Source organism: Nocardia vinacea, from assembly GCF_035920345.1.
GTDB classification, from domain to species: Bacteria; Actinomycetota; Actinomycetes; order Mycobacteriales; family Mycobacteriaceae; genus Nocardia; species Nocardia vinacea_A.
This window is the reverse complement of sequence record NZ_CP109149.1, coordinates 6,869,010-6,892,215: the sequence shown is the minus strand read 5'-3', so window position 1 is coordinate 6,892,215 and position 23,206 is coordinate 6,869,010. Positions and strand designations below refer to the sequence as shown.

The 23,206-nt window shown below is 64.9% G+C and carries 19 protein-coding genes; 8 read left to right on the top strand and 11 right to left on the bottom strand.

Annotated features, from left to right (window positions below):
• Window positions 1–66: 66 nt before the first annotated feature.
• From OIE68_RS31415 to OIE68_RS31380, 8 genes are all read right to left on the bottom strand, one after another.
• Entirely contained in the window at window positions 67–804 is a 738-nt protein-coding gene (locus OIE68_RS31415; protein ID WP_327094605.1) for a FadR/GntR family transcriptional regulator, read from the bottom strand.
• 116 nt (window positions 805–920) lie between these two features.
• On the bottom strand, window positions 921–1,682 hold the full coding sequence (locus tag OIE68_RS31410) for a hypothetical protein (protein ID WP_327094604.1): 762 nt from the start codon (window positions 1,680–1,682) through the stop codon (window positions 921–923).
• Window positions 1,679–3,346: an ABC transporter family substrate-binding protein gene (locus OIE68_RS31405; protein WP_327094603.1), complete on the bottom strand. Its 1,668-nt coding sequence runs from the start codon at window positions 3,344–3,346 to the stop codon at window positions 1,679–1,681. The genes OIE68_RS31410 and OIE68_RS31405 overlap by 4 nt, the downstream gene beginning before the upstream one ends.
• The gene (locus tag OIE68_RS31400; protein ID WP_327094602.1) at window positions 3,343–5,028 is read right to left on the bottom strand and encodes an ABC transporter family substrate-binding protein; all 1,686 of its coding nucleotides are present in this window, start codon (window positions 5,026–5,028) and stop codon (window positions 3,343–3,345) included. Before OIE68_RS31400 ends, OIE68_RS31405 begins: the two co-directional genes overlap by 4 nt.
• Entirely contained in the window at window positions 5,025–6,713 is a 1,689-nt protein-coding gene (locus tag OIE68_RS31395) for an ABC transporter family substrate-binding protein (protein WP_327094601.1), read from the bottom strand. The genes OIE68_RS31400 and OIE68_RS31395 overlap by 4 nt, the downstream gene beginning before the upstream one ends.
• 12 nt (window positions 6,714–6,725) lie before the next feature.
• On the bottom strand, window positions 6,726–8,600 hold the full coding sequence (locus OIE68_RS31390; RefSeq protein WP_327094600.1) for an ABC transporter ATP-binding protein: 1,875 nt from the start codon (window positions 8,598–8,600) through the stop codon (window positions 6,726–6,728).
• Window positions 8,597–9,538 carry an ABC transporter permease gene (locus tag OIE68_RS31385; RefSeq protein ID WP_327094599.1) on the bottom strand — a complete coding sequence of 314 codons (942 nt, stop codon included), beginning with the start codon at window positions 9,536–9,538 and terminating at the stop codon, window positions 8,597–8,599. The genes OIE68_RS31390 and OIE68_RS31385 overlap by 4 nt, the downstream gene beginning before the upstream one ends.
• A gap of 73 nt (window positions 9,539–9,611) precedes the next feature.
• The gene (locus OIE68_RS31380; RefSeq protein ID WP_327094598.1) at window positions 9,612–10,589 is read right to left on the bottom strand and encodes an ABC transporter permease; all 978 of its coding nucleotides are present in this window, start codon (window positions 10,587–10,589) and stop codon (window positions 9,612–9,614) included.
• A gap of 160 nt (window positions 10,590–10,749) precedes the next feature.
• Between OIE68_RS31380 and OIE68_RS31375 the strand changes: the two genes are divergently transcribed.
• Window positions 10,750–11,607 carry a hypothetical protein gene (locus tag OIE68_RS31375; RefSeq protein WP_327094597.1) on the top strand — a complete coding sequence of 286 codons (858 nt, stop codon included), beginning with the start codon at window positions 10,750–10,752 and terminating at the stop codon, window positions 11,605–11,607.
• A gap of 74 nt (window positions 11,608–11,681) precedes the next feature.
• Entirely contained in the window at window positions 11,682–12,482 is an 801-nt protein-coding gene (locus OIE68_RS31370; RefSeq protein WP_419150821.1) for an HAD family hydrolase, read from the top strand.
• 9 nt (window positions 12,483–12,491) lie between these two features.
• Here the strand turns inward: OIE68_RS31370 and OIE68_RS31365 are convergent, their stop codons facing one another.
• Window positions 12,492–15,032 carry an N-acetylmuramoyl-L-alanine amidase gene (locus tag OIE68_RS31365; RefSeq protein ID WP_327094596.1) on the bottom strand — a complete coding sequence of 847 codons (2,541 nt, stop codon included), beginning with the start codon at window positions 15,030–15,032 and terminating at the stop codon, window positions 12,492–12,494.
• A gap of 349 nt (window positions 15,033–15,381) precedes the next feature.
• On the opposite strand from OIE68_RS31365, the gene OIE68_RS31360 reads away from it, so the two are divergent.
• On the top strand, window positions 15,382–17,073 hold the full coding sequence (locus tag OIE68_RS31360; protein WP_327094595.1) for a SpoIID/LytB domain-containing protein: 1,692 nt from the start codon (window positions 15,382–15,384) through the stop codon (window positions 17,071–17,073).
• Between the two features lie 488 nt (window positions 17,074–17,561).
• Here OIE68_RS31360 and OIE68_RS31355 read toward each other — a convergent pair whose 3' ends face one another.
• Window positions 17,562–18,098: a MarR family transcriptional regulator gene (locus tag OIE68_RS31355; protein WP_327094594.1), complete on the bottom strand. Its 537-nt coding sequence runs from the start codon at window positions 18,096–18,098 to the stop codon at window positions 17,562–17,564.
• A gap of 69 nt (window positions 18,099–18,167) precedes the next feature.
• Here OIE68_RS31355 and OIE68_RS31350 point away from each other — a divergent pair, with 69 nt between their 5' ends.
• The 4 genes from OIE68_RS31350 to OIE68_RS31335 all read left to right on the top strand — a co-directional run bounded on the left by OIE68_RS31350 (window position 18,168) and on the right by OIE68_RS31335 (window position 21,386).
• Entirely contained in the window at window positions 18,168–19,094 is a 927-nt protein-coding gene (locus tag OIE68_RS31350) for an EamA family transporter (RefSeq protein ID WP_327094593.1), read from the top strand.
• Between the two features lie 69 nt (window positions 19,095–19,163).
• Window positions 19,164–19,925: a MerR family transcriptional regulator gene (locus tag OIE68_RS31345; RefSeq protein WP_327094592.1), complete on the top strand. Its 762-nt coding sequence runs from the start codon at window positions 19,164–19,166 to the stop codon at window positions 19,923–19,925.
• 147 nt (window positions 19,926–20,072) lie between these two features.
• Window positions 20,073–20,621: a hypothetical protein gene (locus tag OIE68_RS31340; protein ID WP_327094591.1), complete on the top strand. Its 549-nt coding sequence runs from the start codon at window positions 20,073–20,075 to the stop codon at window positions 20,619–20,621.
• 69 nt (window positions 20,622–20,690) lie between these two features.
• Window positions 20,691–21,386, top strand: coding sequence for a hypothetical protein (locus OIE68_RS31335; RefSeq protein ID WP_327094590.1), 696 nt, complete (start codon window positions 20,691–20,693; stop codon window positions 21,384–21,386).
• 78 nt (window positions 21,387–21,464) lie between these two features.
• Here the strand turns inward: OIE68_RS31335 and OIE68_RS31330 are convergent, their stop codons facing one another.
• Window positions 21,465–22,091 carry a helix-turn-helix domain-containing protein gene (locus OIE68_RS31330; protein WP_327094589.1) on the bottom strand — a complete coding sequence of 209 codons (627 nt, stop codon included), beginning with the start codon at window positions 22,089–22,091 and terminating at the stop codon, window positions 21,465–21,467.
• Between the two features lie 104 nt (window positions 22,092–22,195).
• Here OIE68_RS31330 and OIE68_RS31325 point away from each other — a divergent pair, with 104 nt between their 5' ends.
• Window positions 22,196–22,918, top strand: coding sequence for an SDR family oxidoreductase (locus OIE68_RS31325; RefSeq protein WP_327094588.1), 723 nt, complete (start codon window positions 22,196–22,198; stop codon window positions 22,916–22,918).
• Window positions 22,919–23,206: the final 288 nt, after the last annotated feature.

Here is a 23,206-nt window from a genome sequence, read left to right as displayed (position 1 = left end):
CGACCGAGCGATATTCCGAACCGCCGCGATGATCCGTGATTGTCGACCCGGATCGCATATTCGCCGTCAGCGTTCGATGCTTTCGGTGCCCTCCAATACTTCGATCAGGGCCGTAGTCGCCGGTTCGAGCAGCGTCCGAGCGGTGCTTGCGGCCTGTTCCGGCGCACCTGCCTCGATGGCGGCGGCCAGGTTTCGATAGGCCTCGACATTGCCCACCTCGGCGGACATGATCGGGGCCAGCGCCGCGAGCGCGGGTTCATAGGCGGCGCGCAACATGTTGAACATCAGCCGGAACACAATGGAGTCAGCGGCGTCGACGACGTGATCCCAGAACTCCATCGCATGCCGCTGCTGTGCGATCGGATCCTGTTCGGCGGCAAGCGCGTCGACCGTACGATCCAGGGTGGCGCGCACGGTGGCCGACTCGGTTTTGCCGAGCCGGATCGCCGCGAGTTCGGCCACCTTCGGTCCGTTGTGCAGCCGCGCTTCCAGAATGCTGCGAGCGACCTTCGGTTCCAGCTCACCGGCCTGAACCAGCAGTCGCGGCAGCACCTCCAGCCCGGCTCCGCGCCGGTAGTCCAGCACGGTGGTCGCATCTCCCTGCCGCACCGCCACCAGTCCCGCCGCCGCCAACCGCTGCAGCGCCTCCCGCACCGCGGGCCGTGAAACTCCCAAAGCCTCCGCCAACTGCCGCTCGCTGGGCAGCGTCGCGCCGGGCGCCAATTCCCCACTGAGCACATCCGCCGCGATCTGCTCGAATACATCGCCCGATACCGACCGCTTGACCACAGGTTGCAACGCCATACCGCCACTCTGCGTCAAAAAGGTCAGGAGGTCAAGTGGTCAGACCAGTCCGGCCGAGGCGGAACGGACAATCCGTACTTTTGGACAACGCCCGGCAGAGTGGGCGATTCGGGAGGTCAGCTGGGGTCGGAGCCGCGAATGGCGGCGAGCCAGATGGCGGTGGCGGCGGCAACCGAGGTGGCAGCAAGGAAGGCCATGAAGCCACCCGCGGCGATGTAGACCCACATGAGGGCTACGAAGGGTGCGGCGACGGTGGATTGGGCGTCGAGCAGGAGACGGCGGCGGACCCGAGCGGAGTCGGTGGCGAGGATCGGAGCGTCGGGATCGGGACGGGATGGATTGTCGATCAGGTGGCCGGGCGGTTCGGAGCTCCGTGCCTTTCCGGACGGGTAGAAGTGCAAGGTGGCGGTGTCGACTGATCTGTCGGTCACTTCGGCTTCGGTCTCGGCCATGGCGAGCAGTGCCGGATCGAAAAACATTGGCAGCCAGCGAGTTCGATAGTTCTCGTTGATCTCGAGCCAACTTCGGCTGACGAGCCGATGTTGCTGGCGCACCCGCCTGATCTCCACGGTGCGCGCACGATCGCTGCTCCCGGTGCTGCCGCTGCCTGCGCCCAAGTGTGAGCCGATATCGCCCTCACCGCGAGGTGTATCCGTGCGGTCCTCCCGGCGTGGGCCGATGTCTGCTAATCCATTCGGCAAAAGCCCCAACGCCCTGGCGAGCTGAAACCCCGTATAGCCCAGAATGCCAAGAGCAACCGTCGCCAATGCCGCCACCTGGTCCAAGTCGCCGAACGGCGCCCAGGCCAGGCAGACAACCAGGGCGCCGATCGTCACGGAGACCGGATAGGCCAGGGGGTGGCCCGGTCCGAATTTCACTTCAGGAAGCCGACTTTGGTGTAGTCGGGGGAGGCGAGGCCGAACGCGCCGTAGTTGGCGAGGTTGTCGCGCACCGCATAGGTGCCCGAGGCCTGCTGCAATGGCACCGAATAGCCCTCAGCGAAGATCATCTGATCGCATTTGTTCGCCAACTCGATGGCCTTCGCCGGATCGAGTTCGGCAATGGTCTGCTCGATCAGCCCATTCAATTCCGGGGATCCGATGCGGGCCTTATTGCTCCCCTGACTGTTCGGGTTGTTCGGGTCATACGCGTAGACCTGCGGCAGCACCCCCAGTGGTAGAACGCCACCGCCCCAGCTGAATTGGGCGATGTCGAAGTTGCCCGGATCGATCACATCCTTGAACAACCCTTGGCCGGGTACGGTTTGGATGGTCATCTTCACCCCGACCTTCGCCAGGTTCTGCTGCACGATCTGCGCGGTCTGCACCCAGCCCTCCTGCTGGTACATCACGTCGCGCAGTTCCAGCTTTCGGCCGTCCTTTTCGCGGACATCGCCATTGAGCTTCCACCCGAGCGCGTCGAGCATCCGCGCCGCCTCGCCGGGGTCGTAGGCGATGGGAGCCGAATTGTCCTGGTAGCCCTTCTGGCCCTTCATGTAGATGTGGTTGTTCAGCGGCGTCGGATTTTCGACGACGCCGTTCTGGGCGGCGGTCACCAGGGCCTGCCGATCGATTGCCTTCGAAATGGCAATGCGCAGTTGTGGATCCGCGAGCAGGGCGCCCTTGCCGCCGTTGAAGGTCAAATGCGACCAACTGGGCTCGGGCGTGCGCCGCACCACCACGTTCTGAGAGTTCCTCGCGCCGGTCACATTCTCGATGCCGGACATATAGGCATAGTCGATCTCGTTGTTCTGGATCCCCGGCAGCACCGCGGTATCGTCGAGCACGCTGAGCGTGATCGTGTCCAGCTTCGGGGTTTCGCCCCACCATTTCGGATTGCGGCCCAACGTGATCCGGTTCTGCGCGCGATCGATGCCGGTGAGCATGAACGGACCCGAGCTGACCGGGAGGGTGTCGTGGTCGGCGTTGGTGAACGCATCCGGGGTAGCGGTGACGGCCTTCGGATACAGCGGACTGAATTGACCCTGCCATTCGGCATACGGCTTGTTGAAAGTGACGATCGCCTGCCGGTCATCCTCGCCTCGTTCGACCTTCTCGACCCGGTCGAAGCCGCTGGGGGAGGAGATGAGGAAGCCGGGGTCCGCGGTGCTCAGCGCGGCCGCCTGCGATCGCAGGTCCTCCCAGGTGATCGGGGTGCCATCGGACCATACGGCCTTCGGGTTGATCGTGTAGGTGACCTGCTGGGGGCTGGTATTCGTCAGCTTGATGTCGGTGAAGTAATTGTGATCGACGGTGAGTTCTCCCGCGGCATTGCTCACCCAAGGGGACGGCATGGTCGGATTGACCACCGAGGCCGTGGTTTCGGTGGTGCCGTCGATATGCAGATAGTTGAAGTTCTCCGGGAAGTTGGTGATGGCCAGGCGCAGATTCCCGCCGTCGCGCAGCTCGCTGCGATCCTTCGGGTTGATGTCGTTGGTACTACCGATATCGACCGTGCCGGGCGTGATGCTGTTGTCGGAGCAACCGGTCGCGATCAGACCGAGGGCGACAACCGGAACTGCTACGGCGGTCGCGAATCTCATTTCTCGAACCCGACCTTGGTGTAGTCCGCCGACGCGAGGCCGAAGGCGCCGTAGTTTGCCAGGCCCTCGCGCACCGCCACGGTGCCCGCGGACTGCACGATGGGCAGCGAGAAGCCCTCGTCGAAGATCATCTTGTCGCATTCGTTCGCCAGCTCGATGGCCTTTTCGGGATCGAGCTCGGCGATCGTCCGCTCGATCAGCGCATTCAGTTCGGGCGAGCCGATCTTGCCCTTATTGCTCAACGTATTCGCCGGGTCGTAGGCGTAGATCTGTGGCAGCGCACCCAGCGGAAGGATGCCGCCGCTCCAGGTGAACTGGGCGACATCGAAGTTGCCCGGGTCGATCACATCGGTGAAAAGCCCATTGCCCGGGTAGGTCTGGATGATCAGCTTGACGCCGATCTTGGCCAGATTCTGCTGCGCGATCTGGGCCATCTGCACCCAGCTCTCCTGCTGGTACATCACATCGCGGATTTCCAGCTTGCGGCCGTCCTTTTCGCGGACATCACCGTTGAGCTTCCACCCGAGGTCATCGAGCTCTTTGGCGGCCAATTCGGGGTTGTAGGCCACCGATGCGGCATTATTCTGATAGCCCTTCTGACCAACCATGAAAATGTGGTTGTCGAGCGGCTTGGGGTCGATCACGACGCCCTGCTGTGCCGAGGTTGCGATGGCCTGCCGATCGATACCCTTCGAAATGGCAACGCGCAGTTTCGGATCCGCGAGGATCGAGCCGGGCGCGCCATTGAAGGTGAAGTGCGAGAACCGCGGCGCGGCCGCGCGACGCACCTTGATGCCGGGCGCGTTGGCGGCCGTCTTGACCTCATCGATGCCCGATACCGTCGCCGAATCCAGTTCGTTGTTCTGCAGTGCGTTCAGCCGGGCGGAGTAGTCGAGCACGCTGTAGGTGACCGTATCCAGCTTCGGTGTATCACCCCACCATTTCGGATTTCGGCTCAACACGATTCGCTGCTGTGCCTTATCGATCGAGGTGATCATGAACGGACCCGCCGAAACAGGCAGACCGTTGCGGTCGACGTCGTCGAAGGCCTGCGGGGTCGCGGTCGAGGCCTTCGGGTACACCGTGCTGAAGATGCCCTGCCATTCCGCATAGTGCTGGGCCATGGTGACGATCGCCTGCCGGTCGTCGACGCCGCGTTCGACCGTGCCGATCTGCGCATAGCCCTGGGTTGCCGCCACCTGGAAGGCCGGGTTGCGCCCGCTGAGCGCTTCGGCCTGGGATTTCAGATCTTCCCAGGTGATGGGCGTCCCGTCGGTCCAGACCGCCTTGGGATTGATCGTGTAGACGATCGTCTGCGGATTCGTATTGGTGAGTTTGATCTCGGTGAAATAGTTGGTGTCAGTGGTGATGTCGCCCGCCGCATCGGATTTGACCGACCCTGGCAGCGCCCACCCGACCAGATCGGAGACCTCACCGTCGGAGTCGACATGCGATGCATTGAAGGTCGACGGGAAGTTCGTCAGCGCCAGCCGCAGATTCCCGCCGTCGCGCAATTCGCCGGCGTCCTTCGGATTGATGTCGTTGGCCGTGCCGATCGAGCTCGAACCGGCCGTCACGTCATCGCCCGACCCGCACCCGGACAGAATCAGCGCGATGGCGACGGCGGGTGCCGCGATCCGCATTCCCACCCGGCGCTGCCGGGCGATACGTGCTGTTGTCATTTCACGAATCCGATCTTGGTGTAGTCGTAGGACGCGAGGCCGGGGGAACCGATATTGGCGAGATTCGCGCGGACGCCGAAGCTGCCGTCGCTCTGCATCAGCGGCAGCGAATGACCCTCCTCGAACACCTTGCGATCCACCTCATTGGCCAGCTCGAGCGCCTTCGCGGGATCCAGTTCCGAGAGGGTGCGATCGATCAGGGCATTGAGCTCCGGCGAGCCGACGCGGGCGTAATTGCCCTGCAAATCGTTCGGGTCGTAGTAGTACGCCTGTCGAATACTGCTGAACGCGAATGCATCACCGATCCAGATGAACTGGGCGGCGTCGAAATCGCCGGGCTGGATGACATCGGTGAAATACCCCGCGCCGGGCTTGGTGTCGATGGTCAGCCCTACGCCGATTCCGGCGAGGTTCTGTTGGATGATCTGGGCGACCTGCACCCAGGTCGGATCGTTGTACATGACATCGCGGATGACGAGCTTGCGCCCGTCCTTCTCCCGCACATCGCCGTTGAGTTTCCACCCCGCCTCGTCGAGTTCGCGCGCGGCGGCGGTCGGGTCGAAGCCGAGGCTGTTGTCCTGGTAGCCCGCCTGTCCCTGTAGGAAGATGTGATTGTTCAGCGGCTTCGGATTCTCGACCAGGCCGTTCTGAATCGCGCTGACGATCGCCTGCCGATCGATGGCCTTCGAAATGGCGACGCGCACCTTGGCATCGGACAGGATGGACCCCGGCGCGCCGTTGAAGGTGATGTGGCGCCAGCGATTACCCGGTGCGCGGCGCACCACCAGGCCGCCGGTATTGCGCACCGTCTGGACGTCGTCGACCGTGGTCAGCTGCACCAGGTCGAGCTCGTTGTTCTGCAGCGCCGTCGTCCAAGCCGAGTGATCGAGCACGCTGTAGGTGATGGTGTCGAGCTTGGGCTCGGCCCCCCACCATTTCGGGTTGTGGCCCAGCACGATTCGGCCCTGCGACCGGTCGGTGGAGACGACCTGGAATGGTCCGGCACTGGGCCCCATCGCATCGGCGAGGCTGTTGTTGAACGAATCCGGGTCGGCGGTAACGGATTTCGGGAACAGTGAGGAATTGCCCGCGAACTGGCCGCGCCATTCGGCGTACGGGTGGCTGAAGGTCAGGACGGCCTGGCGGTCGTCGACGCCGCGCTCCACCTTGTCCACGAATTCGAAGCCGTTGGTGATGGCGATCAGGAATCGCTTGTCCTTACCGCTGAGCGCGTTGGCCTCGGATTTGATGTCTTCCCAGGTGATCGGATTGCCGTCGGACCATACGGCCTTCGGATTGATCGTGTAGGTGACCTGCTGCGGGCTGGTGTTGGTCAGCGCGACATCGGTGAAATAGTCCTTGTTGACGGACAATTCGCCCGCGGCATCGGTATCGAACGCGCGCGGCATCAGCGGCCGTTCGATATCGGCTATCTCGCCGTCGTTTCCGTCGTTGGACAGGGTGTTCCAGTTGGCCGGATACGACGTGGTCGCGAGGCGCAGATTCCCACCCTCGCGGACTTCGTCGACGCTCTTGGGGTTGATGTCGTTGGTGGTGCCGAGCGTATCCGACAGCCCCGCCGTCGAATCGCCGCCCGAACCACAGCCCGCCGCGATCAGACCCAACACGATCAGACCCAGCGCGGCAACCGGTGCCGTCCCCTTGGTTCGGGTTCTCGATCGCATCGCGTTCTCCCTCTATCGGCTGACGACCGGCACCGGGACCGCATCGATCAATGCCCGGGTGTACTCGTTGCTGGGACGGTCGAAGATCTGTTCGGCCGGCCCGGCCTCGACGATCTTCCCGCGATACATCACCGCGATATCGTGGGCCAGATTGCGGACCACCGAAAGATCGTGCGAGACGAACAGATAGGACAGACCGTGTTCGGTCTGCAGGTTACGCAGCAGATTCAGCACACCCGCCTGGATCGACACATCCAGTGACGACACCGGCTCGTCCAGCACGAGAATCTCCGGATCCAGGGCCAGTGCACGGGCGATGCTGATGCGCTGCTTCTGGCCGCCGGAGAAATCGGCGGGATAGCGGTCGGCGTGTTCGGGCCGCAGACCGACCTGTTCGAGCAGTTGCGGTACTCGCTTGGCGATTTCGGTGCGGTGCCGGCCATCGATGCGCATCGGTTCGGCGAGCACGTCGAAGATCGGCAGCCGCGGATCCAGTGCGGCCGTCGGATCTTGGAAGACGATCTGCATCTTCCGGCGGATCTCCCGCCTGCGCGCCTTGGTCAGGGTCGCGATATCGCTGCCCATGATCTCGATGGTGCCCGCTTGCGGCTTCACCAGGTCGAGAATCTGGGTGAGTGTCGTGGATTTTCCGGATCCGGACTCGCCGACCAGCGCCAATGTGCGCCCCGCGCGCACCTCGAAGCTGATGCCGTCGACGGCTCGGACTTCACCTTTGCGACTTTTGAACACCACCCCCGAGGTGATCGGGTAGGTCTTCACCAGATCCGAAACCCGCAGCACCACACGCTCATCGGTATCGGCTTCGGCGGATGGCTCCGAAATCTCCTGGCGGTAGGCCTCGAACAGATCGGTGGAGGTGACTTCCGCGGTGCGGATGCAGGCGGCCGAATGGCCGGGGCCGGTCTTCTCCAACGGCGGCTCGGCCGCACGACAGTCATCGATCGCGATGGGGCAGCGGGGTGCGAACGAGCAACCCGGCGGCAGCGCGTGCATGGCGGGCGGTGCGCCGACGATCGGGATCAGCGGGCTGCGGGCCGGACCGTCCATGCGGGGAATCGAGCCGAGCAGGCCGACCGTATACGGCATCCGGGGTGCGGCGAAAAGCTCTGCCGCCGGTGCGGTTTCGACAATTTTCCCGGCGTACATCACCGCGACCCGATCGGCGAGCGTGGCGGCGATGCCCATGTCGTGGGTGATCATGATGACACCGGCGCCGGTGATATCGCGCGCTTTGCGCAGCAGATTCAGGATCTGCTTCTGCACCGTCACATCGAGTGCGGTGGTCGGCTCATCGCAGATGATCAGCGCGGGGTCGTTGGCAATGGCCATGGCGATGACCACGCGCTGACGCATACCGCCGGAGAACTCGTGTGGAAATGCCTTGGCGCGCAATGCCGGTTCCGGAATGCCGACCAGATCCAGCAGTTCGACAGCCCGTGCCGAGGCTTCTCGACCGGTCATGTCCGTATGCGCGAGCAGGGCTTCGGCGACCTGATCGCCGACCCGATACACCGGCGTCAGCGCCGAGAGCGGGTCCTGGAACACCATGCTGATGGAACGTCCACGCAGCTTGGACAATTGGCGATCGCCGAGCCCGAGCAGTTCGCGGCCGCGCAGCCGGATGGAACCGTTGATCCGCGCCTGCTCCGGCAGCAATCCGATCACCGCGAGTGAGGAGACCGACTTGCCGGATCCGGATTCGCCGACGATGGCGAGCACTTCGCCATCGGAGACGTTGTAGTCGACCCCGCGCACCGCGTCGATGCGGCCCTCTTCGCTGGGGAAGGAGACCCGCAGGTCGGAGACCTCCAACAGCGGTGCGGTGGAGTTCTTTTCGGTGGTGACCTTGTCCGCTGGGTCCGTCATGCCCCTACCTTCTTTTCCGACCCAGCCTTCTTGCGCGAGCGAGCCCGTTTGGCACTGGGATCGAATGCGTCCCGCAATCCGTCACCCACCAGATTCGCCGAGAGCACGATGACGATCAGCAGTCCACCGGCGAACATGAAAAGCCAGGGGAAGGTGAGCGCCGATGCGGTACCCGAGGCGATGAGCGTGCCGAGTGAGACATCCGGCGACTGCACACCGAATCCGAGGAAGCTCAAACCGGTTTCGGCCATGATCGACGCGCCCACCGACAGCGTGGTGTCGATGATCAGGATCGAGGCGATATTCGGCAGGATATGACTCAGGATCACCGTCCTGGTCGGCGCGCCCATATACCGTGCGGCCTTGACGAATTCGCGTTCGCGCAGACTCATGGTCAGGCCGCGCACGATGCGCGCGCTGATCATCCAGCCGAAGACGCTCAGTAGCAGAATCAGCAGCAGGATGGACCCGCTGCCCTTCGTCTTCGGCGCGAAGAGCGCGACGATGATGAAGCTCGGGACCACGAGCAGCAGGTCGACCAGCCACATGATGGCCTTATCGGTGAAACCGCCGATAAGGCCGGCGATCGAACCGGTCAGCGCCGCGATAGTGGTGCTGATGATGGCGACGCAGAAGCCGATGATCAGCGATTTCTGCATACCTCGCAGGGTTTGGGCGAGTACGTCGTGGCCGATGGCGTCGGTGCCGAAGGGATGCTTGGCCGACGGCGGTTTGCGCAGCGCCGTGCCGTCGAGTTCCTGATAGTCCCAGGTCCAGAAGTACGGCAGCACATAGGCCACCAACACCAGGAGCAGCAGCACGATCACGCCTGCGACGGCGGCCTTGTTGCGCAGGAACCGCCGCAGCACGAGCCTGCGCCGACCCGAGGCGGCCGCGACTTCCGGCGCGCCCTGGACAATGATTTCGGCTTCGGTCATGACTGCGCCTCGCTAGCGCTCGGCTCCGTCACGCCGGACCGTGCTGTGTTGATGGTTCGTTCGCTGCGCTCACTCACGACACACGCACCCTGGGGTCGAGAATCGCGTACACGACATCGGAGAGCAGACCCGACACCAGCACGACAAGACCGGCGAATGCCGTCACCGTGACGACAACGTAGAGGTCTTGCGCATTGATCGAATTGACCAGCCATTCCCCGACGCCGTGCCAGCCGAAGATCTTCTCGGTGAAGGTCGCGCCGGTGATCAATCCGCCGAGGCTGTAGGCGAACAGCGTCGCCATCGGGATAAGCGCGGTCCGCAGGCCGTGTTTGTAGAGCGCCTTGGTGCGGGTCAGGCCCTTGGCGCGGGCGGTGCGGATGAAATCGCTCTGCAGCACGTCGAGCATGGCATTGCGCTGGTAGCGGCTGTAACCGGCCATTGCACCGAGAGCCAGACCGGCCGTCGGCAGCACCAGATGCTGGAGACGGTCGAGCAATTGCGGGAAGAAACCGTTGATCTTGTTCGCCGAGGTCTCGCCGGTATAGAGGAAGATCTGCGATCCGGTGAGCGTATTTACTTCCAGCGCACCGTATTTCAGCAAGGTGGCGAGCAGGAACACCGGCGTGCTCAGCACCAGCAGGGAGACGACCGTGGTGAAGTAATCACTGAATTTGTATTGCCGGATCGCCCCGGCCGCACCGATCAAAACCCCGAGCACCGTACCGACGATCGAACCGATGATCAGCAGTCGCAGACTCACCAGCACCCGGCGCGGCAGTTCCTCACTGACCGGCTGCCCGGCCAGCGTCTGGCCGAAGTCACCCTGCGGGATGCCCTTCAGCCAGCTGATATAGCGCTGTGGGATCGGCTCGTTGAGATGCAGCTGTTCGGCCTTGGCATCGATCACCGCCTGCGGCGGACGTGGATTGCGCTGTTCGAGACTGTCCAGCGGCGTGAACGTCAGCGACGCCAGACTGAACGTCAGGAACGAGGCCAGCAGCAACAGCACGACATAATTGAACGCGCGTCGTAGCAGGAAGCCGGTCATCAGTCCTCTGGTCCTACGGCTGGTCGGGCCAGCATCGAGTATTAGCCCCTGATCATAAGGACGTGCGTGCGAGCGTGCGTGACACGCGTGAGATCGGCATGTCCTCTATTCTTTGGAGACCGGTGTGTCCAGGCGTTTCCGGTGCTCAAAGGGGGACTTCATGAGTTATCCGCAATATGAGCCTTATCCATCGGTCCCGGCACCCGCACCCGGTGGCGGCACCGCGATCACGGCCGGGGTGCTGGCGAGTATCGGCAGTGCGGGCCAATTGCTCGGCGGCGGTTTCAATATCGTGCTCGGGCTCACCGACCTGGCCCGTGATCTCTCGGAGTACGACTCGACCGGCCTGTTCTCGCAGAGCTGGATCAAGACCTATCTGCTGGTGGTCGGTTCGATCGCGGTGGTCACGGCGTTCCTACTCGGGGTCGGTGCGGTCATGATGTTCACCAGGCGGCCGCTCGGTCGGGTGCTCGTCGTCGCCGGATGCGCGGTGGTGGTGATCGCGGGGATCGCGGGGTATGCGGTAACCCTGCACTACACCACCTCGGGCGGGAGCGCGGCCGAGATCGGCGGCGGCATCGGTGGTCTGCTCGGGCTGATCTTCCCGATCACGACGGCGGTGCTCGCCCTCGTGCCCCCGACAACGCGCTGGCTCAACTACAACCCGGTAGCCGCGCCGTCGGTGGCCAGGTATCCGTACGGACCTGCTGTGCCAACCGCTGGGTATCCGTCCGGACCTGCCGTGCCACCGGCTGGGTATCCGTCCGGTCCGCCGCCCTATCCGCGGCCGCCCTATCCGCGGCCGCCCTATCCGCCGCCGCCCTATCCGCAATACGGTCCGTCAGCCGATGTTCCACCGTATCCGCAAGCAGGTACCGATCAGGCGGGCGCGCAGCCCTATTGGGGAGCGAATCCGCAGGCAGCACCGGATTCTCCGCCACCAGATCTGGCTGAACGGCAGTCCGACCCGACGATGAAGGCCGAGGACTCCCCGTGGCGGCGACCGCCATCGCAGTGATAGCCGCGACCTCGCCGAGATGGTCTTCCGGCAGGATGGAATAGGTGACGCGCCTGCACCTGCCCAAGCCGAAGATGGTTGCCACCGATGTGGACGGAACCCTCATCGATCACGACGAGCGGGTCACCGCGCGAACGAAGGCGGCCGTGGCTGCTCTGATCTCCGACGGGGTGCCGTTCGTACTTGCCACCGGACGCCCGCCACGCTGGATCGATCCGGTGGTCGACGGGCTGGGCTATGCGCCGCTGTGCGTCTGCGGCAATGGTGCGGTGATCTACGACAGCGCCGCCGACCGCGTCCTCGCCAGCCGGAGCCTGGACGTGGACACCCTGGCCTGGATCGCCGACCTGGCCGAACGCGCACTGCCCGGCTGTGGTCTGGCCGCCGAACGCGTCGGCGCCAGTGCGCACGACGCGGTGACGCCGCAATTCGTGAGCTCACCGGAATACGAACATGCCTGGCTGAATCCGGATGACACCGAGGTTTCGCGCGCCGAGGTCATCGATGCGCCCGCGATCAAGATGCTGGTCCGACTACGCGGTAGCTCCAGTGCCGATATGCGCGCGGTCCTCGCCCCGCTGATCGGCGACCGCGCCGATATCACTTACTCGACCGACCACGGCCTCATCGAACTCTCCGCACCCGGCGTCACGAAGGCGTCCGGCCTGGCCATCGTCGCCCAACGCCTCGGCGTCGAACATTCGGCGATCATCGCATTCGGCGATATGCCCAACGATGTTCCGATGCTCACCCTGGTCGGCCACGGCGTCGCGATGGCCAATGCGCATCCGGAGGCGATCGCCGCCGCGGACGAGATTGCGGCGACGAACTCCGAAGACGGTGTGGCGCAAGTGCTCGAGCGCTGGTGGGTGTGAGCGCTACGGTCAGCTGGCCGGTTCCGGGACTGCTTCGGGAGCTGGCGCGATAACCTGGCCGTCCGGGTTGCGGTTGACCTGCTGCTGGTAGGTGTCGTTATAGGTCTTCCAGACGGTGGTGATAATGCCGGTCAGCTGGTTGAGAATCAGTGAGCCGTACTGGAAGTCGGTTCGCAGCCCGTTCGGCACCGAGTAGCTATTGCTGGTCGGCAGCCCGAGAAGCCCGGCATCCCCGCCGAGGGCGAGGAAGCGATTCAGGATCGCGCCCATCACCTCGAACATCTGACCGTACGGGCCGGTATAGACGTACCCGTTGACGAACTTCGCGTACTGCTGCCCCTGCGCAGCGGGCAGCGGCTCCGACACTGCCGCGCCGAGCGGGCCATCCGGACCGCCCTTATCGGCCCAGTGCTTGGCGATCGCATTCTGATTCACCATGCCGAGCAGCTTGGCCGTGAGTGCGGCCAGCGTGGCGATATCGGTCTGGGTCTGCGGGGCGGTCTCCATCTGCGGTTGCTGGGTTGTCGGCGCTTGTGCCTGCTGTTGCGGCTTGGTGGACGTGCCGGCCGGTGCCGATATGCCCGCCGCGATATCCCGAATGCGGTCCATATCGGCGTAGGCGGAGTCACCGGGGCAGCTGGTATTGCCGACGTCGCGATGCGCGAACACCACCGGCAGCCGAACCGCCTCACCCTGCGCATACGAGGTGAATTCGGTGCCCTCGGAATACATCGTGGTGTAGCCCTTGGGATCCAGGCCCACGATCTTGGACCGCCACCCGATGAACCGGCCGATCGCATTGATCGCCTCTTCCGACGGTTCCTCGGATTCGTAGTTGCCCATCAGTGCGACACCCGAGGTGTTCTCGTTGAACCCACCTGCGTGCGCGCCCTGCACCGGGCGATCCAGTCCGCCGAAGCGGCCCTCGAAGATTTGGCCGTACTTGTCGACCAGTGCGTTGTAGCCGATATCGCACCAGCCCAAGGTCTTTGCGTGATACGTGTAGATCGCGCGGACGATGCCCGCCGATTCGGCACGGGTGTAGTCGTTGCGGCCCGCGGTGTGGTGCACGGTGAGGCCGCCGAGCTGGTCGTCGTAGGTGGGTTCCTCGCAGCGGATGGATTCGTCCGCGCCCCACTGGGATCGGGTGATGACATTGGGTCCGCCACCGGGAAGCGCCGCGGCGACATTATTGAGCGCGCCGTCGATCGCGCCGCGGCCCGGATCGATCAGCACGGCCGTCAGTGCGGCGGCGGTCTGGGCCGGATCATCGGAACGTCCGGCCGTCGGGGTTGGCAGCATCGGCACGGCGCCCTCCGCGTCACCCGCGACAGGGGGACGCGGTGCGGCCGCCACGGCAGGCTTGCGGGTCACCAGGATCTGCACGGACTTGGTATTGCCGACGTAGATCGGCTCGGTGCCGGTGGTGCCGCCAATCGCCTGATCGTTGCGACGGGTATCGACGGCCTCGGTGTCGTACCAGGGACCCCACATGCCATCGGACTGACGGGCCCGGACCAACGCCTTGGTATTCACCAGATCGTGCGCGGTCAGTGCGACAACGCTGAACGGGGTATCGCGGCTGAGCTCCTTGACCTGCGCGCCCACCTGGCTGAGGAGTTCCGGCGGGACAGCGCCGGGTGATAGTGCCGGTGTGTCAGGGGTGACGTCGGGCTCGAGCTGGGTGGGATCGGCGATGAAGGCGGCGGCTGGGGATCGGCCTTGCGTCGGTTGGCCGGGGGGTGTGCCCTGGCCGGGGATGTTTTGGGTGGGGAGGGTTTGGCCGGGCAGTGATTGGCCCGGGACCGTTTGGCCAGGTAGCGATTGGCCGGGGATGGTTTGGGCGGGTAGCGATTGGCCGGGAACTGTTTGGCCGGGCAGTGACTGGCCGGGAACTGTTTGGCCAGGTAGCGATTGGCCGGGAACTGTTTGGCCGGGCAGTGACTGGCCGGGGATGGTTTGGCCAGGTAGCGATTGGCCGGGAACTGTTTGGCCGGGCAGTGACTGGCCGGGGATGGTTTGGCCAGGTAGCGATTGGCCGGGAACTGTTTGGCCGGGCAGTGACTGGCCGGGGATGGTTTGGCCAGGTAGCGATTGGCCGGGAACTGTTTGGCCAGGTAGCGATTGGCCGGGGATGGTTTGGGCGGGCAGTGACTGGCCCGGAACTGTTTGGCCGGGAACCGATTGGCTCGGTGTGCTCTGTCCGGGATCGAGCTTGGGTAGTGGAATTTCCTTCGGTAGCTCGACACCGGGTGGCAGTGGCAAACCCTGGGGAACCGGAATGGATTCCGGAATCGGCAGCATGCGTAGATCCGAAAGATGCAGATCAGGCAGGTCGAGACCGGTGAGTTCGCGCAGCGGAAGGGTGATGTCGGGCGCCGCGGTGAGAACCACCTCGGCCAATTGCGCGGGGATTGCGGCGAGCTCGCTACCGGTTGTCGAGCGGTAATCGGTCGAATCGCTCAGCGTGAACGTCGCGAGCGGAGCCGCTACCGCAAGTGTGGTGACAACCGGGAGCACGTAGGAACGTTTCGGTTTGCGGTACGGCACTAGCATCTCCAATCAGGTCGAACCGAGCGATTATCTGCGTGAATGTCAGGGTTGCTTCCTGATGCATCAACGATCACACTAGTTCACAACTGTCACAGGTCTAAACCTCTGGTTGAGGATTTATGTGATTGCTCGAATGTAGCTCTCGATTTGCGGCCGGATGGAACGACATGCCGACAGGTATCGAACCGATCAGGTCCTGGAAAACCGTGGGAGTGAACGGATGCGAAGTAGACGGCACCGGAATGACACGACGCGGGGGGAGCGAAAATTGCGGGTGAAAACGAGTGCGCCACGCGGACGAATTGGCGGGCAGCGAATATCGGGAACTCCGATTTCCATCCGTCCGATGCTGGTCACCGGTGGTGCGGCCGTCCTGGCCAGCACCATACTCGCGTTCTGGGTCTGGCCGACCGACGCTCTTGTCCGTCCGTTGGCCGGACCGGGCCATGGGCGCGGTATGAGTCAGGTCGGCGCGTTCGACAGTGCCCTTGACGGCTGGGCTGCCGAACGCATCCTTGATCACTACTACCCGGGCGCGACGCTCAGCAAAATCTCGGCGACCACCGTCGGGGTGCGGCTCTTCGCCCAGGACGATTCGACGCTGGACGCCTATGCCGACGCCGGATTGCGAGTCGCGGGCCAAATGCTGCCGCGCGGCCAGGTCGCACATCTCACCGCGCTGCCCGACGGCGGTGCGAATGTGGTTGTCACGATGGGCTGTGACGGCGAGGTGCTGTGGCAGCGGGCGACCGCCGACCCCTGGATCTATCCGCTCAACCCGCGGCCCAACCGTCCCGCCGCCGAACATCTGACGCTGTGCGGTGGTTCGGCATATCGCGGCTCACTCGGTGTTGCCATGGAAAACGGTGCGGCGCGCACGGTGAATCGCGTCGATGTCGAGGACTATCTGCTCGGTGTCGTCCCGGCCGAGGTGCAGGCCAACTGGGTCGACAAGGGAGCGACGGAAGCCCTTCGCGCACAAGCGATCGCCGCACGTTCGTACGCGCTGGCGGAGCACCGCTACCCATACGCGCAGACTTGCGATTCCACCGACTGCCAGGAGTATCCCGGCACTGCCAAGGAGGATCCGCGCGCGGCCGCTGCCATCGCATCGACCACGGGGACGGTGCTTTTGCGGGACGGCCGAATCCTGCGTTCGGAGTACTCCTCCGCACCGGACGGTGGGGAACCGGCCGATATCTACGCCTTCGATGTCGGACCGACGCCCGCCGAACTCGGCATCCCGGTGGTCGGTGCGGGTAATCCGGTGGATCCCCGCAAGCAGACTCTCGTCGCCGAATCCCCGATCGATGCCGAATACCGCCGGATCGGCGGCGCGAGCAGCGCGGTCGGCCAGCCGCTCGGCCCGGAAATGGCGCTACCCCAAAACGGCGGTACCTACCGGCTTTTCACCAACGGCGTCATCATCGCGACACCGACGCTCGGTGCCCAGGTCGTCGACTTCACGACGCTTATGCAGCTGGTGCCGGATGCGCACGAGGGCAAGCCGGGCGGCACCGTGCCGCCGGGCAGTAACGGGCGCGCTGTACCGCCCGGTGGGAATGGCGCGCCCGAGAGTGGAGTGCCCGGTGCCGCGAATGGCACGCCCGAGAGCGCAGTGCCCGGTGCTGGGAATGGCACGGAGAGTGGAGTGCCCGGTGCTGCGAATGGCACGCCTGAAAATGCGCCGCCCGGAAGTGCATTACCACCCGGCGTTAACAGCTCACCCGAGAGCGCAGTGCCCGGCGCGAACACCGTGCCTGAGAGTGCCGTGCCCGGCAATGCCGCGCCCGCGAGCGCGCTGCCCGGCGGCAACGCCCCGCCTGGAAGCGCTGTGCCCGGAGACGCGCTCGCGCTCGGAAATGCTGTGTCACCGGGACATTCCGTAGCACCAGGCGCCGCGATCGCGCCCGAGGTCTCGGTCCCGCCCGGAACCACCGTCGCCCCGACTACGGCATCAACCCCAACCCCGCCACCCCCACGCGCTCCCGCGATCCTTTCGGTCGCGCCGACAAACGAGGATTCGGAGTTGACCTAGAGGATTCGGAGTTGACCTAAGAGCCGTAGTCGCCGAGCCGTTCTGGACCGTTTGCCTCGGCCTACGGATAGTCGTGGCGTCCGCGCGATTCCCGGTGCCGCGTCGGCGAATCCACTTATGCGAGGTGGAGCCAAACGACGTGCTCGAGTTGCGTGGCGCACCCGTTCGGCCAGGTGGCCTCGGTCCGGGGCGGCGGAACCTTGCCGCGTCGGCGAATCCACTTATGCGAGGTGGAGCCAAACGACGTGCTCGAGTTGCGTGGCGCACCCGTTCGGCCAGGTAGCCTCGGTCCGGGGCGGCGGAACCTTGCCGCGTCGGCGAATCCACTTACGCGAGGTGGAGCCAAGCGATGAGCTCGAGTTGCGTGACGCACCGTTCGGTCAACGGGCCTCGGTCCGGGGCGGCGCAACTTGGCCTCGGCCGGTGCCGCTTAACGAATTCGCCTGCGCGACAAGAGCTGTAACTGGCGTAATCGGGCATTTGTCGAATCAGGACGACGCGGTATCGCCCAACGATTCGGTCAGGGTTCGCAGCAGATCGGCCAGGTGACCGCGGTCCTGCTTATCCAGTGCGGTGAGGAGGCGCTGCTCGTTCGCCATGTGCAAGGGCAGTAGGTCGTCGATCAGAGTGCGGCCTGCGGCGGTGAGTTGGACGCGGATTGCTCTGCGGTCCTCTGGGCAGGGTGCGCGCTCGACGAGGCCCTTGGCTGCGAGTCGGTCGATGCGGTTGGTGATGGCGCCTGAGGTGAGCATGGCGACCTGGTTGAGAGCGCCCGCGGTGAGTCCGTCGGCGCCGCCGGAGCGACGCAGGGTCGCGAGCATGTCGAACTCCCAGAACTCCAGTCCGTGTCCGGCGAAGAACTTCTTCAGGTCCTGTTCCAGCAGGCGGGAAAGCCGTTGGATGCGCCCGATCACCGCCATCGGTGACACGTCGACGTCCGGCCGTTCCCGGTTCCAGTGCGCGGTGAACAGATCGATCGCGTCGGCCACGGGGTTCCTCTCGATAGTGATTACCTCAACATTCATCTACTTGACGGTGAGATATGCCAGCGAGTAGATATTTCAACGTTGAGATTATCAATGAGGAGCGACCACATGACAACAGCCACCGCCGCGCGCGACTCGTACGCCGACACCCTGGCGCTCGCCGCACTCGCCCCGATCGCATGGGGCTCTACCTACGCCGTGACCACCGAATTCCTGCCGCCGGACCGTCCGCTCTTCACCGCGCTGATGCGCGCCCTGCCCGCCGGGCTCGCGCTGCTCGCCATCACCCGCGTGCTGCCGCGCGGGGTCTGGCTCGGGCGCGCCGCTGCCCTCGGTGTCCTCAATATCGGCGCGTTCTTCCCGCTGTTGTTCCTCGCCGCATACCGGCTGCCGGGCGGTGTCGCCGGTGTTCTGGGTGCGGTCGCACCGATGTTCGCGCTGGCCTTCGCAACAGTCGTGCTCGCCGAAAAACCCAACGGGCGCAAGGTGATCGCGGGCCTGGTCGGTGTCTTCGGGGTCGCACTTGTGGTGCTACGCGCCAATGCGCAACTCGATACGGTCGGTGTGATCGCCGGACTCGCCGGTGCGGCGTCCATGGCGATGGGCACGGTGCTCACTCAGCGCTGGGGTCGACCCGAGGGTGTCGGACCGCTCGCGATCACCGGCTGGCAGCTCACCGCGGGCGGCCTGTTCATCGCACCGCTCGCCTTCCTGATCGAGGGTGCGCCGCCCGCACTCGACGGCCGGGCTGTCGGCGGCTACCTGTACCTCGGCGTCATCGGTACCGCGCTGGCGTACTTCCTCTGGTTCCGCGGCATCGCCAAGGTGCCGGCGACCTCGGTCGCCTTCCTCGGACTGCTCAGCCCGGTATCGGCGGCTGTGATCGGGTGGATCGCGCTCGGTCAAGCGTTGAGCCCGCTGCAGGTGGTCGGACTCGGTATCGCGCTCGGCGGCACGCTGCTCGGTCAGATGGTCGCAAAGCCGCGGATCGAACCTGCCGTGGTCATACCTCGGGTGCCGGTCGGCGCACATTAAGGGGTTGACCTTGACGTAACGTCAACTTGCATGCTGGTTGTACCGACGAGAAAGAAGGGAGAACAGGTCATGCGAACGGGCACCGAATGGTCCATCCAGGATCTGGCCAAGGCGGCCGGTACCACCAGCCGAACGCTGCGTCACTACGGGCAGCTCGGACTGCTGCCGCCGAGCCGGATCGGCGCCAACGGCTACCGCTACTACGACCAGGACTCCCTGGTTCGGCTGCAACGCATCCTGCTGCTGCGCGAACTCGGCCTCGGCCTTCCGGTCATCGCCGAAGTTCTCGCGGGCGAACAGGACACCGCCGCCGCGCTGCGCGCGCACCTGGAACTGCTTCGGCAGGAACAGGATCGGATCCGGCGCCAGATCGAGTCGGTGACCATCACGCTGCACAAGACGGAACGAGGTGAACAACTCATGGCAGCAGAGGTTTTCGACGGTTTCGACCACACTCGGTACAAGGATGAGGTGATCGAACGCTGGGGCAAGGCCGCCTACGAAAGCGGCGACCGCTGGTGGCGCTCGCTCAGCGAGGCGGATAAGCAGGCGTACTTCCAGACCCACCTGGATATCGCCGCCGACTACGGCCGGGCGCACGCCGCCGGACTCGCCCCGGACAGCGACGAGGTCCAGGCCATCGTCGCGCGGCACTACGACTGGATCGGGGTCGGTTCGCAGGGTTGCCCGTCGTACGAGTACTTCACCGGACTCGGCGAAATGTACGTCGCCGACCCGCGTTTCGCGGCCAACTACGACGTACACGGTGACGGCACAACTGAATTCGTGCGCGACGCGATGAAGGCGTACGCCGAGGCCAACCTGCGGTAACAACAAGGTAGGGCGCCCGCATCCAGCGGACGCCCTACCCGCCGTTCGCCGGGGTCGTCGTGGCGCGGCAATTCGACAGCACGCTGGAGGCCGGTCTGCGGCCGTAGGATCGAATCGTCCACAACTAGGTGGGGAGGAGTGTCGACGATGCTTTACCGGAGTGGGGATCGGTCGCAGAGTGGGGTGGTCGCGCAGATCGGCGCGGCGATTGCGGTGCTGTACGGGTTGGGAAGCCTGCTCGGGGGCACCTTGCTCGTCGTCGACTTCATCGACAATCGGAGCCGGTTCGACAATTCGCTCGTCATCTTCACTACGCTCGGCGCGGCGCTGATGGCCTTGGCCTTGATCTTCGGCGGTATCCAGCTCTGGCGTCAGGACGAAACCGGGCGCTACACGCTGATCGTCGCATCCGGCCTATCGCTCGCGATCGGCATTGTCGGACTTGCCGTTTCGCTCACCGACTATGAATTCGGCCTCGGCATCTTCTGGTGGTCCACCGCCGACCACCCGATCTGGGTACCACCCTTCTTCGGCCTGGTCGGCCAGATGACCGCCCTCATCCAGGAAAACCTGCTCCGCACCGCAATAAACCTCATCCCACCCCTCCTCATCCTGCTCCTGTGCGCCAACAGATTCGCCGCCCGCTGGACCGCCGCCGGCCCCGCCCACCCGGCTCATCACGCGCTGACCTCGTGATCGCCCACGTCGAGCGAAACCGCTGAGCGCGGTACAGTTTCGCGGTCGGAGCGCGGGAGGGAGATCTCGATGGGCTATCCGTATGGCCAACCCGGACATCAGGGTTACGGTCAGCAACCGCCGTTCGGCTATCCGTCGCAGCAGCCCGCAGGGGGTGGCACCGGAATCACCGCGGGTGTGCTCGCATTGGTTGCCGGGGGTTTGAACGTCATGGGGGCCGCGGCGCTGGCGGCGGTCGATACCAAGATCCTCGGTGCGGGCAAAGTGCAATTCGCCATGGTCGCCGCGGGATTCATCGCGTTTCTCCTGATCGTCGGCGGCATCCTGCTGCTCTGCCGTTTGACCATTGGACGAGTGATGGTGCTCCTGGGCTGCGCGTTGGCCTTGGCGGACTTGATTATCGGCGTGGCCATGTTCGGTGTGTTCAGTCCGACGTCGGCGGTGGGCGTCGCTCTTATGCTCACGACAATGGCGCTGGCCGCGGTCGGCTCGACCGGCCGCTGGATCGCGGAGCGCCGTCGCCCGCGGGTACCGGTCCCGCCGCCCTACGGTCAACCGGTTCAGCCGTATGCGCAACCCGCGCCGTATGGGCAGCCCGTGCAGCCATCCGCCACGCCGTACTCGCCCGCGCCGTATGGCCAGCCGTCAGCTGCGCCGTATGGTCAGTATGCGCCGGATCCGTATCAGCAGCCCGCATTTCAGCCCGGGCAATACCCGTATCCGCAGCAGCCTCCTACCGGGCAACCACCATATCCGTATCAGTGATGTCGGCTCGAGGGCCGTTTCGGCCGCACTGACGTACTACCGACGAATCCCAATGGGCGCCTTCGGGTACGCGGGCACCTAGCCCTTCAGTGCTTGCATCAGTTGGTCTTCGGTGATGGGGGGTACCGGTAGGGGGTGGGCGGCGGTGGCTCGGAGGCCGTCCAGGACCAGGGCGAGGTGACGCCGCCAGGCTTCGGGGGCGATTTTGGCGGTGGCCTCGATGATTCGGGTGTGCGACCAAGTGATGAAGGCGATGTCTTCCAGGACCCAGTCGGGGCGTAGCGCGCCGGATTCCTGGGCGCGCGCGACGATTTGACGCATCAGACCATGGCCGAACTCCTGGGCGCGTGCGATGGCGGGGCTGGGGGCGCCGCGCAGGGCGAGGTCGCTGAGTAGGCGGTCGGCGGCCTGCAGTTCGCAGACCTTCTCGACCAGGTAGACGAAAGCGTCCCAAGGGTCCTGGATTTCGATCGCCTCTTGGGCAATGCGGCCGCCCGCTTCGATACGGTCCTCGACGGCGGCGGCGATGAGGTCGTCGCGGGTGGGGAAGCGGTTGTAGAGCGTGCCGATGGCCACGCCGGCGCGAGCGGCGATTTCCTTGAGCGGTGCGTCCAGGCCGCGTTCCTCGAAGACCTCGCGGGCGGCGTTGACGAGCGCGTCCCGGTTGCGTTGGGCGTCGCTGCGTAACGGCTTGTCCACGGGCATTCGCCGATCCTACAAATCCGGTACCGGATTTATCTTGAGCATAGGTTCAAGTTAGTGCTACCGTCGACGCTAACTTGAACCATTGCTCAACTTAGTGAGGTAGTATGACCAAGACGATCGCGATATTCGGATTCGGGCCCGGGCTCGGCATGGGGACCGGACGGCGGTTCGGCCGGGAAGGATTCCGCGTGGCGGTCATCGGACGGAATTCGGAGAAGGCCCGCGCCCACGTCGCGGAACTGGCCGCCGAGGGCATCGAGGCCGCGGCCTTCCCGGCCGATCTCACCGATGAAAAGCAGCTGTATTGCGTGGTCGACAAGATCACGGCCGAGTTCGGGCAGATCGATGTCGCGATGCACGGCGCGGCGGGCGATGCGGTGAATCGCATCCCGACCACCCTCGATGTCGACGCCGCCAACCTGCGCATCCCGCTGGAATTGAAGCTCTACTCACCGATCTGGATGACCCGCGCGCTCGCGCCCGCGATGATCGAGCGCGGCGCAGGAGCACTGCTGTTTTCGTCCGGATACTCCGACAGGTATCCGGTCCCGTACCTATCCAATTTCGGCGTCGCGCTCGGCGCGCAGCGCACCTACATTCGCCAGCTCGCGCTCGAACTGCAGGGCACCGGCGTCTATGTCGGCCTGCTCAATATCGGCGCGCTGATCGGCAACAGCAAGGCCGAGCGCCTGGTCGACGAGCAGCCGGAACTGTTCCCGGCCGGACTCGAGATCGTCCGCATGACCAATGCCGAACTGGGCGACCACTATTGGCGCATGTACACCGACCGCGACGCCGTCGAGTCGGACATCGGCTTTCCGGAGTAGTTCAGGGTGGCGGCCGCCGGATCGCCCTGGGTACGACTCCCGATTCGAGGCCGAGATATGGGCCGAGCTGGTCGGCGGTGCGGTCGCGCGCTATCTCACCCTGTCGGGCCGATGCATCGATGCCGCCGAGGCACTGCGCATCGGCTTGGTCGCGGACGTCGTACCCGCGGCGGTGCCGATGTCGTCGGGCCGCTGGCGACTGCTTGCAGGTTGCTCGAAAGGGGCCGTTAGCGACTGCTTGCAGGTTGCTCGAAAAGGGCCGCTGGCGACTGCTTGCAGGTCGCTCGA